This window comes from Devosia sp. Leaf420 (genome assembly GCF_001425445.1).
Lineage (GTDB): Bacteria > Pseudomonadota > Alphaproteobacteria > Rhizobiales > Devosiaceae > Devosia.
Window position 1 is genome coordinate 59474 of sequence record NZ_LMQU01000003.1, and the last position, 16463, is coordinate 75936.

The 16463-nt window shown below is 60.8% G+C and carries 16 protein-coding genes; 6 read left to right on the forward strand and 10 right to left on the reverse strand.

All coding sequences use genetic code 11. The features are described 5' to 3' along the window. The first annotated feature begins 127 nt into the window (after nt 1-127). On the forward strand, nt 128-1069 hold the full coding sequence (locus ASG47_RS03845) for a M23 family metallopeptidase (RefSeq protein ID WP_162236077.1): 942 nt from the start codon (nt 128-130) through the stop codon (nt 1067-1069). A gap of 58 nt (nt 1070-1127) precedes the next feature. On the opposite strand, the gene ASG47_RS03850 is transcribed toward ASG47_RS03845, so the two are convergent. After that, nucleotides 1128-1994, reverse strand: coding sequence for an ATP-binding protein (locus ASG47_RS03850; RefSeq protein WP_061907434.1), 867 nt, complete (start codon nt 1992-1994; stop codon nt 1128-1130). 194 nt (nt 1995-2188) lie between these two features. Between ASG47_RS03850 and yajC the strand changes: the two genes are divergently transcribed. The 4 genes from yajC to ASG47_RS03870 all read left to right on the forward strand — a co-directional run bounded on the left by yajC (nt 2189) and on the right by ASG47_RS03870 (nt 6451). After that, nucleotides 2189-2539 carry a preprotein translocase subunit YajC gene (gene yajC, locus ASG47_RS03855; protein ID WP_061907435.1) on the forward strand — a complete coding sequence of 117 codons (351 nt, stop codon included), beginning with the start codon at nt 2189-2191 and terminating at the stop codon, nt 2537-2539. A 117-nt stretch (nt 2540-2656) separates the two neighbouring features. Continuing rightward, on the forward strand, nt 2657-5215 hold the full coding sequence (gene secD / locus ASG47_RS03860) for a protein translocase subunit SecD (RefSeq protein ID WP_061907436.1): 2559 nt from the start codon (nt 2657-2659) through the stop codon (nt 5213-5215). Next, nucleotides 5199-5606, forward strand: coding sequence for an Mth938-like domain-containing protein (locus ASG47_RS03865; RefSeq protein ID WP_061907437.1), 408 nt, complete (start codon nt 5199-5201; stop codon nt 5604-5606). The genes secD and ASG47_RS03865 overlap by 17 nt, the downstream gene beginning before the upstream one ends. Further along, nucleotides 5606-6451 (forward strand): phytoene/squalene synthase family protein, encoded by an 846-nt coding sequence (locus ASG47_RS03870; RefSeq protein ID WP_061907438.1) that lies wholly within the window; start codon nt 5606-5608, stop codon nt 6449-6451. The genes ASG47_RS03865 and ASG47_RS03870 overlap by 1 nt, the downstream gene beginning before the upstream one ends. 15 nt (nt 6452-6466) lie before the next feature. Here the strand turns inward: ASG47_RS03870 and trmFO are convergent, their stop codons facing one another. From trmFO to ASG47_RS03895, 7 genes are all read right to left on the reverse strand, one after another. Beyond that, nucleotides 6467-7849 (reverse strand): methylenetetrahydrofolate--tRNA-(uracil(54)-C(5))-methyltransferase (FADH(2)-oxidizing) TrmFO, encoded by a 1383-nt coding sequence (gene trmFO, locus ASG47_RS03875; RefSeq protein ID WP_061907439.1) that lies wholly within the window; start codon nt 7847-7849, stop codon nt 6467-6469. 43 nt (nt 7850-7892) lie between these two features. After that, nucleotides 7893-8453 carry a type 1 glutamine amidotransferase domain-containing protein gene (locus ASG47_RS03880; protein WP_061907440.1) on the reverse strand — a complete coding sequence of 187 codons (561 nt, stop codon included), beginning with the start codon at nt 8451-8453 and terminating at the stop codon, nt 7893-7895. A 151-nt stretch (nt 8454-8604) separates the two neighbouring features. After that, nucleotides 8605-8754 (reverse strand): DUF1127 domain-containing protein, encoded by a 150-nt coding sequence (locus ASG47_RS20150; RefSeq protein ID WP_082461137.1) that lies wholly within the window; start codon nt 8752-8754, stop codon nt 8605-8607. A 196-nt stretch (nt 8755-8950) separates the two neighbouring features. After that, the gene (locus tag ASG47_RS20525) at nt 8951-9103 is read right to left on the reverse strand and encodes a hypothetical protein (RefSeq protein ID WP_156352093.1); all 153 of its coding nucleotides are present in this window, start codon (nt 9101-9103) and stop codon (nt 8951-8953) included. A 271-nt stretch (nt 9104-9374) separates the two neighbouring features. Continuing rightward, nucleotides 9375-12269, reverse strand: a complete 2895-nt coding sequence (uvrA, locus tag ASG47_RS03885) for an excinuclease ABC subunit UvrA (RefSeq protein WP_061907441.1) — start codon at nt 12267-12269, stop codon at nt 9375-9377. 210 nt (nt 12270-12479) lie between these two features. Then, nucleotides 12480-13124: a LysE family translocator gene (locus ASG47_RS03890; protein WP_061907442.1), complete on the reverse strand. Its 645-nt coding sequence runs from the start codon at nt 13122-13124 to the stop codon at nt 12480-12482. 63 nt (nt 13125-13187) lie between these two features. Further along, nucleotides 13188-14435 (reverse strand): hypothetical protein, encoded by a 1248-nt coding sequence (locus ASG47_RS03895; RefSeq protein WP_061907443.1) that lies wholly within the window; start codon nt 14433-14435, stop codon nt 13188-13190. 296 nt (nt 14436-14731) lie between these two features. Between ASG47_RS03895 and ssb the strand changes: the two genes are divergently transcribed. Then, on the forward strand, nt 14732-15253 hold the full coding sequence (ssb, locus tag ASG47_RS03900; RefSeq protein WP_061907444.1) for a single-stranded DNA-binding protein: 522 nt from the start codon (nt 14732-14734) through the stop codon (nt 15251-15253). A gap of 9 nt (nt 15254-15262) precedes the next feature. Here the strand turns inward: ssb and ASG47_RS03905 are convergent, their stop codons facing one another. Together ASG47_RS03905 and dtd are read right to left on the reverse strand one after the other, a co-directional pair. Further along, nucleotides 15263-15700: a YbaN family protein gene (locus ASG47_RS03905; protein ID WP_061907445.1), complete on the reverse strand. Its 438-nt coding sequence runs from the start codon at nt 15698-15700 to the stop codon at nt 15263-15265. Continuing rightward, complete coding sequence (dtd, locus tag ASG47_RS03910; protein WP_061907446.1) at nt 15697-16140, reverse strand: D-aminoacyl-tRNA deacylase; 444 nt, start codon at nt 16138-16140, stop codon at nt 15697-15699. The genes ASG47_RS03905 and dtd overlap by 4 nt, the downstream gene beginning before the upstream one ends. Between the last annotated feature and the right edge of the window lie 323 nt (nt 16141-16463).

Below are 16463 nucleotides of genomic sequence, written 5' to 3' on the forward strand. Positions count from 1 at the left end.
TCAGCCTATTTCGCCCGTTCAGTCGGGCTTCATGCAGCCGGCCGGCGCGACGTCGCCGATCGGAATGGGGGCGGGTTCGCCCTCGGTTCAATCCCAGGATCTTCCTGTACTGAGTCAATCCGCTTCCATGGGAACCTCGCAAGCCATGCCCGCCATGCAGTCCTTGCCCACCGCGCCGGCAATGCCGCCCGCCGTGGCTCTCAATTCCGCTCCTTCCGGTGTCGCTCTTGGCGCGCCTCCATCCAATCTGGCTCTGCCGACCAATAGCAATGTGCCCGTCGCCGCTGCGCAGGGTGCACAGGCTGGGACGTTCACCCACACCATTGCCGGTGGCGAGTCGCTCTACACCATCGCCCGCCGCTACGAGGTCACGACCCAGTCACTCGTGCAGGCCAATGGTCTTTCCTCGCCCGACAAGATCGTCGTTGGCCAGGCGCTGATCATCCCGGGCCGTCCGGACCTCGTCCGCACGCCCACTGCGGCTCCGGCCGCGCAGCCGGTCACCCAGGTTGCAAGCGTCGGCGGCAATCTCGGCGCGCCGCCGGCCCCACTTGGTAGCCGCCCACAGGCAATGCCTCAGGCCGTGCCGCAGCAAGCTGCCGTCGCTCCCGCCGCCACGCCGGCACCGGTTGCTCAGCCAACCGCTGCTCCAGCGCCGACCCAGGTTGCCAACGTTCCGGCCGCCGAACCTGTCGCTTCGGGTAATGACAAGTTCCGTTGGCCAGTCAGCGGCCGCGTCATCACCGATTTCGCCGCATCGCGCGGCACCGGTATCAATATCGACGTGCCGGAAGGCTCTTCGGTCAAGGCCGCCGAAAACGGTACAGTCATCTATGTCGGCTCGGGCGTCGAAGGTTACGGCAACCTGATCCTGATCCGCCATCCCAATGGTTACGTCTCCGCCTATGCCCATCTCGATGGCATGTCGGTCGCCAAGGGTGCTGCGGTTTCCCGCGGCGACGCGATCGGTACGGTCGGCATGACGGGCTCGGTGTCCAAGCCCCAGCTGCACTTCGAACTGCGCAAGGGTGCGACCCCGGTCGATCCAATGCCGCTGCTCGCCAGCTAAGCGACATACGTTCAAATTCGAGAGGCCGGAGCCAATGCTCCGGCCTTTTTGTTTGTGATTAGGCCGTCTTGCCCATCTCACCCGCGAGCGTGCGGATCAGCTGAATGGCCACACGGCCGGATCGTGCGCCTCGAGTTGCGGCCCATTCGATGGCGCGGGCGCGCAGTGTTTCTTCGTCGAGGCCCAGATCATAATGGGTCGCATAGCCGCGGACCATGGCGAGATAGGTGTCCTGATCGCAATTGTGGAAGCCGAGCCACAGGCCGAAGCGGTCCGAAAGAGAGACCTTTTCTTCGACAGCTTCGCCGGGATTGATTGCCGTAGAGCGCTCGTTCTCGATCATGTCGCGCGGCATCAAATGGCGGCGGTTCGAGGTGGCATAGAAAAGGACATTGTCTGGCCGTCCCTCAAGCCCACCATCAAGAATGGTCTTCAGCGATTTGTAGCTGGTCTCGCCACTGTCAAAGCTGAGATCATCGCAAAATACGATGAACCGGGCAGGGGCGCCGGCAATGGTCCGCATCAGTTGCGGCAGGGTCTCGAGATCCTCTCGCGCAATTTCAATGAGGACCAGACGCTCAAAGTCCTCACGCGACGTGATGTCGCCGTGGATGGCCTTGACCAGCGAGCTCTTGCCCATCCCCCGCGCGCCCCAAAGTAGCGCGTTGTTTGCGCCATGGCCGCGGGCGAACTGTTCGGTATTGGTCAAAAGCAGATCGCGCACATGGTCGATGCCGCGGAGCATCGACAGCGGGACGCGGCTGACGCGCGGCACAGGGAGCAGCGTTCCCGCTTCTCCCTGCCAGTGAAAGGCGTCGGCGATGTCGAGATCGAGGCAGGAAGTGCTCGACGTTTCTGGGGCTAGCGCAACGGCAATGGCTTCGAGAGCAGTGGCGATACGGCCAAGATAGTCTTTGGTTTTCACCAGTCTATTCCTTCAAAAGACGCGCGGCATTGTGTTCCGTGAATAGCTTTGCAATCACAGGGGCCCAAATGTATAGTCCGCGCGATTTTGGCCGGGGTGCAAGTGCACAAGACCCCATACGCGTCCAGTCTTTTCAAGCGAGACTGTGTGGCGCCCTTCTCCCCACACAAGAAGAATCGTAAGGAGTTCGCCTGATGTTTGTAACGCCCGCTTTTGCGCAGGATGCAGCTGCACCCGCCACGGGAGGTTTCCAGGACATTCTGATCCAGCTTATGCCGATCGTGCTGCTGGTCATCATTTTCTGGCTGCTGATCTTCCGCCCGCAGCAGAAGCGGTTGAAAGCACAGCAGGCTATGCTCTCGGCTATCCGTCGCGGCGACACGGTCGTCACCACCGGCGGCATCGTCGGCAAGGTGACCAAGGCCGTTGACGGCGAAGATCTGGAAGTCGAAATCTCCCAGGGCGTTAAGGTCAAGCTCGTGCGCGGCATGATTGCCGACGTGCGCTCCAAGGCCGAGCCGGTGAACGACAACAAGCCGGCCTAAGCCGGAAACCAATTGGCCGGAGCCCGCGCGGCTCCGGCTTTCTGACTCTTTGAAGCCGCATGTTTTCGTCCCGAACCCGATATCTGCTTCGGGAAACATGCTCTAGGACGCCGTTTCATGAACCAGTCGCCGTTCCGCGTTGCCATCATTCTGATCGTCGCGATTGCGGGCATTCTGTTTGCCGCTCCCAATTTTCTGCCTAAAGATGTGCAGGATTCCTTGCCGGGGTGGCTGCCCAAGCCTGGGCTGGTTCTAGGTCTCGATCTACAGGGCGGTTCGCACCTGCTGCTCGGCGTCGACGAAAATAGCATCGTTTCCCAGCGCCTTTCCGACGTGCGCCGCGACGCACGAAACGTGCTCGCCAATCAAAATGGTATCGGCAACATCATCACGACCGATGATGCCAAGCGCGCCATCTATATCGAGCTGACCGATCCTGCTCAAAAAGAGCAGGCGATGACGGCGCTTCAGGGCATTCAGAACACGGTCAATAACTCGCTGTTCTCGACCGGCGTCGGCGTCAACGAACTCGCATTCAGCGACATGCCCGACGGGCGTATCCAGATTGCTCTGACGCCTGAAGGCATTACCCAGCGCATGAGCTCGCTGGTGTCGCAGTCTGTCGAAGTCATCCGCAATCGTATCGACGAGCTTGGCACGACCGAACCGACGATCCAGCGCCAGGGCGACACCCGCGTTCTCGTCCAGGTTCCGGGCTTCGGCGACTCGACGCGCCTCAAGAACATCGTTTCGCAGACCGCGCGCCTGACCTTCCACATGGTCTATCCCGGCCTGACCGCCGATCAAGCCGAGGCGCAGGGCCTTCCGGCTGGCACCATGATCCTGCCGAGCCAGGACGGTACCCGCGAACTGCTCTACGAAGACGTTGCGCTCGGCGGTGAGTCGCTCGTTGATGCGCAGCCATCCTATGATTCTCAGCGCGGTATTCCGGTCGTCAGCTTCAAGTTCGACACGCGCGGCGCCATCACCTTTGGCGAAATCACCTCCGCCAATGTCGGCAAGCGCTTTGCCATCGTCCTCGACAACACCGTCATCACCGCGCCTGTGATCCAGCAGCCGATTACGGGCGGCACGGGCCAAATCAGCGGTAACTTCACGACGGCCTCAGCCAACGATCTCGCGGTTCTGCTGCGCGCCGGTGCGTTGCCGGCCAGCCTCAACGTCATTGAAGAACGCACGGTGGACGCCAGCCTCGGCGCCGATTCGATCCGTGCCGGTGTGACTGCCGGTGTCGTCGCCTCCGTGCTGGTCGTAAGCTTCATGATCATCGCCTATGGCGTGTGGGGCGTCTTCGCAAACGTCTCCTTGATCCTCAATGTCATCCTGATCTTCGGCGCTCTGTCCGTCCTCGGCTCGACGCTAACACTGCCCGGTATTGCCGGTATCGTTCTGACGATCGGTATGGCTGTGGACGCCAACGTTCTCATCTACGAACGAATGCGCGAAGAACAGCGGGCAGGGCGCACGCCATTACAGGCTATCAATGCCGGCTTCGAACGCGCCTGGGGCACGATCGTCGACTCGCATTTGACCCAGCTCGTGGCCGCCGTCGTCCTCTATTTCATGGGCTCCGGCCCGGTTCAGGGCTTTGCCGTGACGCTTGGTCTCGGCATTCTGACATCGCTCTTCACCTCCTATACGGTCACGTCCTACCAGGTGAACCTCTGGTACAAGCGCGTTCGTCCCAAGACCCTCAAAATCCAGCATTTCCGGTTCATTCCGGATGGCACCACCATCCCCTTCATGAAGATCTCGCGCTACGTCATCGCGCTCTCGATCATCATGTCCGTGGTCTCGATCGGGGCGGCCTATTTCAAGGGCTTCAATCTCGGCATCGACTTTGTCGGTGGTACGGCTATCGAACTGCAGCACACGGGCGGGCCGGCTGACGTAGGCCAAGTCCGCACCTTGCTCGATGGGCTCGAACTCGGCGAAATTCAGGTACAGGGCTTTGGTACGCCGGAAGACGTTCTGGTCCGCGTTCAGGCGCAGCAAGGCGGCGAGGGGGCCGACCAGATTGCCGTCCAGAAGGTCAAGGATGCGCTAGCGAGCGCAGACTATGTCGAGCGCCGCACAGAAGCAGTCAGCGGTACGGTTTCGGGCGAATTGGCTTGGACCGGTACGCTCGCCGTCATCATCGCGCTCGGATGTATTCTCCTCTACATCTGGTTCCGCTTCGAGTGGCAGTTCGCGCTCGCGGCCGTCACGACGACGTCGCACGACATCATCATGACTATCGGCCTCTTCTCGCTCACCGGGCTGGAGTTCAATCTCAGCTCGATTGCGGCAGTGCTGACGTTGGTGGGTCTATCGCTCAACGAGACCGTCGTTGTTTCCGACCGTATCCGTGAGAACCTCCGGAAACACCGCAAGATGCCGCTGCCTGAATTGATCGACTTGTCGATCAACCAAACCATCGTGCGTACCTCCTTGACCCAGTTCACCGTGCTGCTGGCCTTGGTGCCGCTGGTGCTGTTTGGCGGTGAAGTGCTCCGCAGCTTCACGATCGCAATGACCTTCGGCTCGCTCGTCGGCATGTATTCTTCGGTGATCATCAACGGCCCGATCCTCATCAATTTCGGCCTCAAGCAGAAGACCGAGGAAGAAGAGGCTGCGGCCAAGAAGGAAAAGGCGACGGATGGCGCATCCGTCTGATCCAAGCGCAGCCGGCGCGGGGCATTTCCCGCGCCAGGTCGGCATTGACGCCTATGGCAATGGCGGCTTCCGTTTTGCGGATATGTCCCATCGAGGGTCATTGCTGTGCCTGCCTACAGGCATGCATAGCTGGGCGGTCGAGACGCCTTCGCAATTGACCCTCGAAGCGCTGCAGCCCGTCCTTGCATTGGCCAGTCAGCTTGACGTCTTGCTCATCGGGCTCGGGTCCGACATCAGCTTCATCGCCCCTTCGATCCGCGACGCGTTTCGCGAGCATCGCGTGATCGTCGAGGCGATCCAAACCGGTGGCGCCGTACGAACCTACAACGTCCTGCTGGCCGAAGAGCGCGCGGTCGCAGGCGCCTTCATTGCCGTCGAGAACGCACGCTGATGGCTTCCGAGAGTTTTGCTCACGCTGCCAATGTGCTGCGCGAGACTGACCGTGATCGCTACATTTCGACTTTGGCTTTGCCGGCCCAACATCGCGACGGGGTTGTCGCTTTGCTGGCGTTCAACGCCGAAGTAGCGGGGATTCGCGAGCGCGTGAGCGGCCCGGCCCCGGGCGAAATTCGGCTCCAATGGTGGAACGATGCGTTGACCGGCGAAGGGCATGGTTCGGTGCGGCAGAACCCAGTGGCGGATGCGCTGCTCGATACGCTGGACCGATACGCCCTGCCGCCCGGGACGCTGCAGCGACTGATCGGCGCGCGGCGGTTTGACCTCTATGACGACCCGATGCCCGATCTCGAAACGTTCGAGGGCTATGCCGGAGAGACGGCGTCGACGCTGCTGCAGCTTAGCGCCATGATTCTGAATGAAGGGCTGCCAGTGGAGCCGGGCGATGCGGCCGGGCACCTCGGTGTGGCGCAGGCCATGGTTGGGCACCTTCGGGCTTTTGGCCATGTTTCGTCGCAAGGTCGAATCGTCTTGCCTTGGGCGGTACTCGAGGCCAACGGTGTTCGCGAGGGCGAGGTGTTCTCGGGCACTGAGAGCGACGGCCTGCACGAGGCGCTGAGTCAGATTGCCGAGCTGGCTTCAGGTCATCTCGAAAAGGCCCGGATCGCCATCGAGGCGGCGCCGGCCGCAATCAGGCCGGCCTTCGCGATCTATCCGATTGTCGCGTCGCAGCTCAAACAGTGGCACGGCCAAAAGCATGGGGCTTTCGCTGCAAGCAAGAACGAGCCTGATTGGCGCAAGATAGCGCGGGTCGCGTGGTGGACGCTGCGCAACCGGTAGTTGCGCAGCTTTCGTTTATTGCCAGACCTTTAGATCGTCGAGAGCGCGGCTGGTGATGGCACGGCGCTTGGCCATGGTCTTTTCCGGACCGCGCCAGCGCTTGACGCCTTCGGGCTTGGTGATCGTCACTTCCGGGAAGAGACCAAAATTGACGTTCATCGGCTGGAAGCTGCGCGCGCCGCTATAGCTTTCAGCTTCGATGTGACCGCCGGTGACGTGGCCGATCAGTGCGCCCAGCGCAGTCGTGACGGGTGGCAGCGTCAGCGTTTCGCCGCGGGCTTCGGCCGCAGTCAGGCGGCCAGTGATAAGACCGACAGCAGCGCTTTCGACATAGCCTTCGACGCCCGTGACTTGGCCGGCAAAGCGGATGCGCGGATCCGCCTTGAGGCGCATGTCTGGCCCCAAGACCTTGGGCGAATTGATGAATGTGTTGCGATGGAGGCCGCCGAGACGCGCGAATTGAGCGTTTTCGAGGCCCGGGATCATGCGGAAGACTTCGGCCTGAATGCCGTAGCGCATCTTGGTCTGGAAGCCGACCATGTTCCAGAGCGTGCCCAGCGCATTGTCCTGGCGAAGCTGGACAATGGCATAGGGTTTGACGGTCGGGTTACGTGGATTGGTCAGCCCAACCGGCTTCATCGGGCCGTGACGGAGCGTTTCGTCACCGCGCTCGGCCATGACTTCGATAGGCAGGCAGCCGTCGAAATAGGGGACCTTTTCCCAATCCTTGAATTCATGGAGTGGCGCGGTTTTGAGAGCCTCGACAAAGGCATAGTACTGGTCGCGGTCCATCGGCAGGTTGAGATAGTCTGCACCGGTGCCGCCGGGGCCGGCCTTGTCATAGCGCGATTGCTTCCAGGCGATGTTGTGGTCGATGCTGTCATAGTGGACGATCGGCGCGATGGCATCGAAGAAGGCCAAGGAGTCTTCGCCGGTCTTGGCGAGGATTGCTTCGGCCAATGCAGGCGAGGTGAGCGGGCCGCTGGCGATGATGACGTGACGCCAATCTTCCGGCGGCCAGCCGGCGACTTCCTCGCGCTGAATGGAAATTCGCGGATGATTTTCAATGGCTTGCGTGACTGCAGCTGAAAACGCATGGCGGTCAACGGCCAAGGCGCCACCAGCGGGCAGTTTGTGCTCGTCGGCCGCGCGCATGATCAGCGAATTGCAGCGCCGCATCTCTTCGTGGAGGAGTCCGACGGCGTTCTGCTCGTGGTCGTCGGAGCGGAAACTGTTGGAGCAGACGAGCTCGGCAAAGTCCGTGGTCGAATGGGCGTCGGTGGCTTTGACGCCGCGCATTTCGTGGACAATGACGGTGGCGCCGGCTTCCGCGGCCTGCCATGCGGCTTCAGAACCGGCGAGGCCGCCGCCGATGATGTGAATGGGTTCGTTTGACATGGCGAGCCAATAGCAAGCCCGCCATGTCGCGGCAATGGTTGAGTTACGCGGCGCGGCGTTCGTGGCGGCCTTCGTTGATTTCTTCGGCGATCTTTTCGCAGAAGGCGTCGAGGTCGCCCGGATTGCGGCTGGTGATCAGGCCCTGGTCGGTAACGACCTGGCTATCTTCCCAGAGGCCGCCGGCGTTGATGACGTCGGTCTTGATCGAATTGTAAGAGGTCACCTTGCGACCCTTCACGATGCCAGCTTCAACGAGCAGCCAAGGCGCGTGACAAACGGCAGCGACGACCTTTTTGTTGTCCCAAAAGGACTTGATGAAGGCGATGGCATCGGGTTCGACGCGCAGCAGGTCGGGATTGATCTGGCCGCCAGGAAGAACGATGGCGTCATAGTCGTCCTGCTTGGCGTCCTTGAGTGTCTTGTCGACGGGGACAGCATTGCCCCAATCCTTCTTGTCCCATCCCTTGATCTCGCCCGCTTCGAGCGAAATGACATGAACCGTAGCACCGGCCTCCCGCAGCTTGTGCAGAGGAACTTCCAGTTCCGACTGCTCGAAGCCATTGGTGGCGACGATGGCGATCATTTTACCGGATAGATTTTGCACGGGGATAACTCCTCTGTTGCCAGGTTGGGCTAGGGCAACGAAGGGGAGTGGAGCGAGTTCCGGCGCTGCTGATCACAAGGCGCCGAACACGAAAACACCCGCGTCTCAGAAAGATGCGGGTGTTCGGTTTATAGTGTGTAGGCAGTAAGACTTAGAGCGAATTTGCATGATCGCGAGCAACGCGATTGATATCGGTGCGCGAAATGCCCAGATCGTTGAGCTGACGATTGTCGAGAGCGCCGAGTTCACGAACGGTCTGCTGATAAGCGGCCCACTTCTTGAAGGTTTTACGAATGTCCATTTGAATTCTCCTGTCGTTTGCAAGGAGAGATATAGTCTAACGCAACCCGGGCGAGCAGATGGAGATTGCTCAGACAAGCCATGCATTCTGTGCAGGCCAAATGGGGTCGTCGTTAAGCCTCGGTTAAGGCGCACGGCAAAAGCATGGCCGCCGGTGGGCAAACCGGCGGCCATGCGGTCTTTTGGGGGAGGCGTGACTAGCGGTCAAAGAGCGACTTGGTCATCTTCGAGAAGTCTGGGCCCGAAAGGCCCAGTAAATCGGCATCTCTCGTCGAGGGAACGTCCATTTCCCGCAACGTCTGCTTGATGTCGACGAGGCGCTTTATGCGCCAAACGGCACGTACAAACATGGGTCTATTCCCATCCGGCTGGTGGCGGCAAATTGAGGATCGGCGCATTTTCTCTGCTTCGCCATCGGGTAAACAGCAGGCGCGGCATGCGTGGCGCGCATGCCAATTTAACCATTTTTCAGCATGACGCTTCGGCGACTGTCTAACTATCCGTCACCAAACGGGTATCTTCGGGTAACAACACGTTACCATCGAGCGCGTCCTAAGCCAGAATGCGACAAAGGAACGCTCGCTTGTGGCGAACGCCCCTTCTTGTGATCGCTTGCCCGGCCTATTCGGCGGCGCGGGTCGCATATTGCGGACGGCGGTCCATGACTTCCTTGAGGAAGTGACCGGTATGCGAACGCGTGTTCGTGGCCACCTCTTCTGGCGTGCCGATGGCAACAACCTCGCCGCCGCCGTCGCCGCCCTCGGGACCCATATCGATGATCCAATCGGCCGTCTTGATGACTTCGAGATTGTGCTCGATGACGATCACAGTATTGCCGCCATCGACCAGCTCGTGGAGAACTTCGAGAAGTTTGGCCACGTCGTGGAAATGGAGGCCGGTGGTCGGCTCATCGAGCATATAGAGCGTACGGCCGGTGGCGCGCTTGGACAGCTCCTTGGAGAGTTTTACGCGCTGTGCTTCGCCGCCCGAGAGGGTCGTGGCCGGCTGGCCGACCTTGACGTAGCCCAGTCCGACGCGCTGCAGGGTGGCGAACTTGTCGCGGATGACCGGGACGGCCGAAAAGAACTCGACGCCTTCATCGATCGTCATATCGAGGACATCGGAGATCGACTTGCCCTTGAACTGGACTTCGAGCGTTTCGCGATTGTAGCGCTTGCCCTTGCAGACGTCGCAGGTGACGTAAACGTCGGGCAGGAAGTGCATTTCGATCTTGAGGACACCATCGCCCTCGCACTTCTCGCACCGGCCGCCCTTGACGTTGAAGGAGAAACGGCCCGGCCCGTAACCGCGCGCTTTCGCTTCCGGCAGGCCGGAGAACCATTCGCGCAGCGGCGTGAAGGCGCCGGTATAGGTCGCAGGATTGGACCGCGGGGTGCGGCCGATCGGCGACTGATCGATATCGATGACCTTGTCGAGGAATTCGAGGCCAGTCAGCGAGTCATGCGGGGCAGGGACGACGCGGGCGCCATTCAGGCGACGCGCGATGGCCTGGTACATGGTGTCGATCATCAGAGTCGATTTGCCGCCGCCGCTGACGCCCGTAATGGCGACGAAAAGACCGAGCGGAACATCGACCGAAACGTTCTTGAGATTGTTGCCGGTGGCGCCCTTGATCGACAGCGCCTTGCCCTTCTTGCCCTCGCGACGTTCGGACGGGATCTGGATACCCATGCGGCCCGAGAGATATTTGCCCGTCAGGGAATCGGGGTGGTTGAGAATGTCCTGCGGCGTGCCTTCAGCGACGATATGGCCGCCATTGACGCCAGCGCCGGGACCGATGTCGAGCACGTAGTCAGCAGTAAGAATCGCATCTTCATCGTGTTCGACGACGATGACGGTGTTACCGAGATCGCGGAGGCGCTGCAGGGTTTCAAGGAGGCGTGCATTGTCGCGCTGATGCAGACCGATGGAGGGCTCGTCGAGCACGTAAAGCACCCCGGTCAGGCCCGAGCCGATCTGGCTGGCCAAACGAATACGCTGGCTTTCGCCACCGGATAGCGTGCCCGAGTTGCGCGACATGGACAGGTATTCAAGGCCCACATCGTTGAGGAAGTTCAGGCGCTCGCGGATTTCCTTGAGAATGCGTTCGCCGATCTGACTTTGCGTTGCCGAGAGCTTGTCGGACAGATCGACGAACCACTTCGACGCCACCTTGATCGACATATTGCTGACCTGGCCGATATGGAGGCCATCGATCTTGACCGCCAGCGTTTCGGGCTTGAGGCGATAACCGCCGCAGGCAACGCACGGCTTGGCCGACATGTAGCGCTCGATTTCTTCGCGCATGCCGGCGCTTTCGGTTTCCTTGTAGCGACGCTCAAGATTGCCGATGACGCCTTCGAAGGGCTTGCTGGTCTTGTATTGGCGGAGGCCATCGTCATAGACGAAATCTATGGCCGTCTTGCCGGTGCCGAACAGCACGGCGTGCTGAACCTCGAACGGCAACTCGTTCCATGCCGTGCCGGTCGACGCGCCGTAATGCTTTACGACGGCCTGCAGAGTCTGCTGGTAATAAGGCGCAGAGGTTTTAGACCACGGCAGGATGGCGCCATCGCGCAGCGACAGGCTTGCATCCGGCACGATCTGATCGGGATCGATCTTCTGCTCGGTGCCGAGACCGTCGCAAACCGGGCAGGCGCCAAAGGGGTTGTTAAAAGAGAAGAGCCGGGGCTCGATTTCGGCAATGGTGAAGCCGGAGACCGGGCAGGCGAACTTTTCCGAGAACGTGATCTGGCGAGCCGAGCCGTCTTCGTTTTTCTCATCGGCATATTCGACGAGCGCGATGCCTTCAGCCAGCTTCAGCGCGGTTTCAAAACTCTCGGCAAGGCGGCCGGAAATATCGGGCGAGACGACGACGCGATCGACCACGACTTCGATGTCATGCTTGAACTTCTTGTCGAGCGCCGGAGCGTCTTCGATTTCATGGTATTCGCCATCGATCTTGACGCGCTGGAAGCCCTTGCGCATCAAATCGGCCAATTCCTTCTTGTACTCGCCCTTGCGGCCGCGGGCGATCGGCGCAAGCAGATAAAGGCGCGTGCCTTCGGGCAGCTCCATGGTGCGATCGACCATCTGCGAGACAGTCTGGCTTTCGATGGGCAGGCCCGTGGCGGGGGAATAGGGAATGCCGACGCGGGCGAACAGCAGGCGCAGGTAATCGTAGATTTCCGTGACCGTGCCAACGGTCGAGCGCGGGTTACGCGATGTTGTCTTCTGCTCGATGGAAATGGCGGGCGAAAGGCCTTCGATGTGCTCGACATCGGGCTTTTGCATCATCTCGAGGAACTGGCGGGCGTAGGCCGAGAGCGATTCCACATAGCGGCGCTGGCCTTCGGCATAGATCGTATCGAAAGCGAGGGACGATTTTCCGGAGCCGGACAGGCCCGTCATGACGATCAGGCTATCGCGGGGCAGCTTGACGTCGATGCCCTTCAAATTGTGTTCGCGGGCACCACGGACGATGATTTCGCGGTTCTGGCTGGGCGTAGGCTTCATGGTTCGCGTCCGTGGCTTGTCGCGCCGCAAGGCGCAGCAGCAGTGGGGTCAAAAAGGGCCGGGGAGCCCATGAGATAAGCGTCTTGTGGCGCGGCTGCAAGGCATGACCGCATAGGTGTCCTGACCGCAGCGATAACATTAGCGCGCGGCCCGGGACTTCCCAAAACAGTGTCGTTCGTCATGAACATTTGCAGAACAGGCTAGAGTCCGTCAAGAGGTCGAGGTCATGGTCAGTCCATGCCAGGCGGTGAAAACAGCAACGGCGAGGAAGAGCGCGCCGGCACCTCTTCCAATCCAGATAGTGGCCGCCGGGTTGCCCACAAGCGCATCACGTCCGCGGCCGGCAGCCAAAGCCAGTGAGCCATAGACCGCGCCTTGCATGGCAACCGTGATAATGCCGAGGGCGAGGGCCTGGGACCAGACGGGGCCGAATTCAGCCCGCACGAACTGCGGGAAGACGGCGAGCACGAAGAGATAGGCTTTTGGATTGATGAGACAGGTGATGAGGCCCTGACGAAAAGCGGCGCCTTCCGAACGGGTCGTCGCGCGGCCAATGCCATCGACCGTGATGGCGCTGCGCAGAAGCGTGTAACCGATCCATGCCATATAGGCTGCGCCAGCGAGGATCATGGCCTGGAAGAGCATGGTCGGGAGTTGCGTCAGGACCCCGACGGCAAGCGTGCCGAACAGCGCGTGGACGGCGCCACCGAGCATGACGCCGGCGAGGGCAGCAAAGCCCATGGAGCGGCCGCCGGTCAGCGCATTGGCGAGGATGAAAAACATATCCATGCCCGGCACGACGATGATGCCGAAGACAAGGATGGTATAAAGCCACAGCGCCTGCGCGTAATCCATGATGCTCCCCGGTGCTGAAAGGGGAATGGATGAGGCGTGCTGACAGGGTTTGTCAGGAGGGGCTCAATCGTCCTTTAGATAATTGCCGCCATCGATGACGAGAAGATCCGTCGAGTCCCGATCAGGCGCGAAAATCGAGAGCGTTTCGGTGTTGCCGTCGTCGCCCTTGAGGGTGAGTTCGTAGCCCGCGACCTCATAGGTGCCTGAACTTGCCGGGCGATCGCTGGAGACGGTGACGCCACCCATATCCGAGCTTGAAGACCCGCCACTCCAGCCATCGCGGGTGAACTTGCCATCGGGGGTGAATTTGACCGTACGCTGGACCGCAACGCCGCCAGAGCTGGTCGCCGTCATGCCGCTCGAGGCCCAGGTATAGGTCCAGGAGCCGTCGAAGCGCGTGCCATTATCGAATTCGGGCAAGCGGAAATAATCGCCTTCATCGATCTTGAGATCGTCGCCGGATTTTTCGAGCGGCAGGGTTTCGGTTTCGACGACGCCAAAATCGTTGAGCATGGAGCGCATTTCGATTTTGCGCTCGCCACCGAACCAGCCGCCGCCGGTGACTTTATAGGTGCCGCAATCGGTGGGGTTTTCGGAGCACCACGCGGCGAGGTCCGTGCCGGCGGGCAGTTCGGTGCTGAACAAGCCTGCCTTGTCGAAGACCATGATCTCGCTATCCGAGGTGAAATCGAGGCCGCCAAAGGCGTTGGGCATGAGGCCGGTGCTAAGATGGGTGAAAACGCCTTCAAGACCACCATCGCCGGACTGAGGCTCAAGACCCTTATCGTCATCGCCGGCAAAACGCACGGAGCGGACGAGGGCTTCGAAGGCGTCTTCGGCCTCATCTTCATGATCGCTGCGGGTGTTCATGAAGATGAGGCCGGCTAGAAGCTGTTCGTCCTCGCTCGCAATGCCGGCGATGGTTTGGCCAAGGGAAATGTCATCCTGATAGCCGCAGCAGCGATATTCGACCTTGATCGCGTGGCCATTGAGCGTGGTGCCGGCGCTGTCGGTCATCGGGTCTTCTTCGGTCATTCCGTCGACCCAACTGACCATCTCCGCGACATTCGCATCAAGCTGGGCGGGGCCGGCCTTGGCACCGACGAGCTGGATCATCGCCGCGGCGAAATCATCGTCCTCGGTCTTGGGAAATTTCTTGGTGAGCAGGATGCCTTCGGTGTTTTTCTGCAGCTCCCAGCCGTCGGGCGCTTCGAAGGTGATCGAGCCGAGTTTCATCTCCTCGGCATGCGCTGGCAGCGCGGCGAGGAGACCAAAGGCGAGAATGACAGACGACAGGAGGGGCTGTTTCATGGCGCGAAATCCGCTCTTTTCGACACGGCGCCAGACGAACCGGTGGCTTTGGCGAGAATGAGGCGAAGGGTAAGGCAGCCAACCGCAATGGGCGATTGACTCGCAACGAACGAGAACATAAAGTGAACAAAATGCAAAGGTGTGAGCATCCGGCAGATTTGCGCCTGCTCGGACGCGAGACGGGCTAAAGTGCGCGGACGAGCGGGAGGCTGCGCAAGAGGCGGCTCACTCCGCGCTCGATCACAGAAGCGTCCCGCGACCTTGCAGACCGGGACTGAATTGGAAGGAAATGCGCCATGGCTGGCAGCGTGAATAAAGTCATTCTGGTGGGCAATCTCGGCAATGAGCCCGAGGTGCGGACCCTGCCGAGCGGCGGCAAGGTGGTGAACCTGTCGATCGCGACATCCGAACGCTGGCGCGACCGCAATAGCGGTGAGCAGCGCGAAAAGACCGAATGGCACCGCGTGGTGATCTTCTCGGAAGGTCTTGCCAAGGTCGCCGAGCAATATCTGCGCAAGGGTAGCAAGGTCTATCTCGAAGGCCAGCTCCAGACGCGCAAATGGCAGGACCAGTCCGGCCAGGACAAGTATTCGACCGAGATCGTGCTTCAGGGATTTAACGCCTCCATGGTACTGCTCGATGGCCGCGGCGATGGCGCCGGCGCCGGTGCAAATGAAGGTGGCGGCGGTGGCTATGGCGGCAATGATGGCGGCTTCCGCGGCGTCAGCAATTCCGGCGGTGGTGGTGGCGCACGTCGTCCCTCGTCCAACGCGCCGGCTTTTGAATCCGGCGGTCTTGACGACGACATCCCATTCTGAGGATTTTGATCAAAAGGGTCGCTTCGGCGGCCCTTTTTGTTGGTTAGGCTGACGGGCAGAGGGGCGCGACAGCACATAGGTGGCGCAGGCGCCGAGGACGACCGCGACGAGCAGCGCCAGCCATGGGCCTGGATGGGCACTGATCCAGAAGAGCACATAACCGAGCGCCATGCCGGAGCAGGCCAAGGCTTTTGCGCGCGGAGCGATGACGCCGTGAGTGCGCCAATTGGTGATGGTAGGGCCGAGGATGGGGTGACCGAGGAGCCAGGTTTCCAGTCGGCGCGACGATTTCGAAAAACACCAGGCGGCAAGGATCAGAAATATCGTAGTTGGCATCAGCGGCAGGAAGGCGCCGATGATGCCGAGGGCGGTCATAAGAAGGCCCAGGACGAGATAGACCGCCCGCATGGTGCGCGTCTTAGCGAGGGCCGATTGCGGTTCGCTCATGAGTTGTCGGTGTCCAGCCAGATCGTCACCGGACCATCATTGACCAGCGCGACCTTCATGTCGGCGCCGAAGATGCCTTTGGCAATAGGGACGCCGGTTGCGGCGAGCGCCTCAGAGAAATGCGTGTAAAGCGCTTGGCCGCGCTCGGGTGGAGCGGCACGCGTAAAGCCGGGGCGATTGCCTCTGGTGTCGGCCGCTAGGGTGAACTGGCTGACGACGAGAGCGCTGCCGCCGATGTCGAGCAGCGAGCGATTCATGCGGCCGTCATCGTCCTGGAAAATGCGAAGTTTTGCGATCTTTTGCGCCAGCCAGGTGGACTTTTGTTCGGTGTCCTCCTGCATGGCGCAGATCAGGACGAGGAGGCCCGGGCCGATCTCGCCAGTGATGGCGCCATCAACGGTGACGGAAGCAGACAGGACGCGTTGGATGAGGGCTCGCATGGGTGTGGTTTAGCGCCGGATGTGCCGGGTGCCCAGCGGAGATGTGTGGCGGGGAACTTTGGTGATAAAGGCGAACTGCAACTTGGTGGATTCCGCAAAACCTAGCACCACAGGCGCCGTTTGCCTTCAATGCCTTGGGAATCTTTGAGCTTCTTCAAACTCAGTTCTTCCCTCGGGTTCGACCCGAGGTCACTGGGGGAGTTAGATGCTTTTGTGGGTGGGCGAGTGGCCCTTGTCTGTTGAAAGTGTGCGAGATTGGTTCCGGGAGGGCGATCGATTGGCCCTTGGTCATCAGACCGTACCCGAGCGTGATCCCCTCCCGG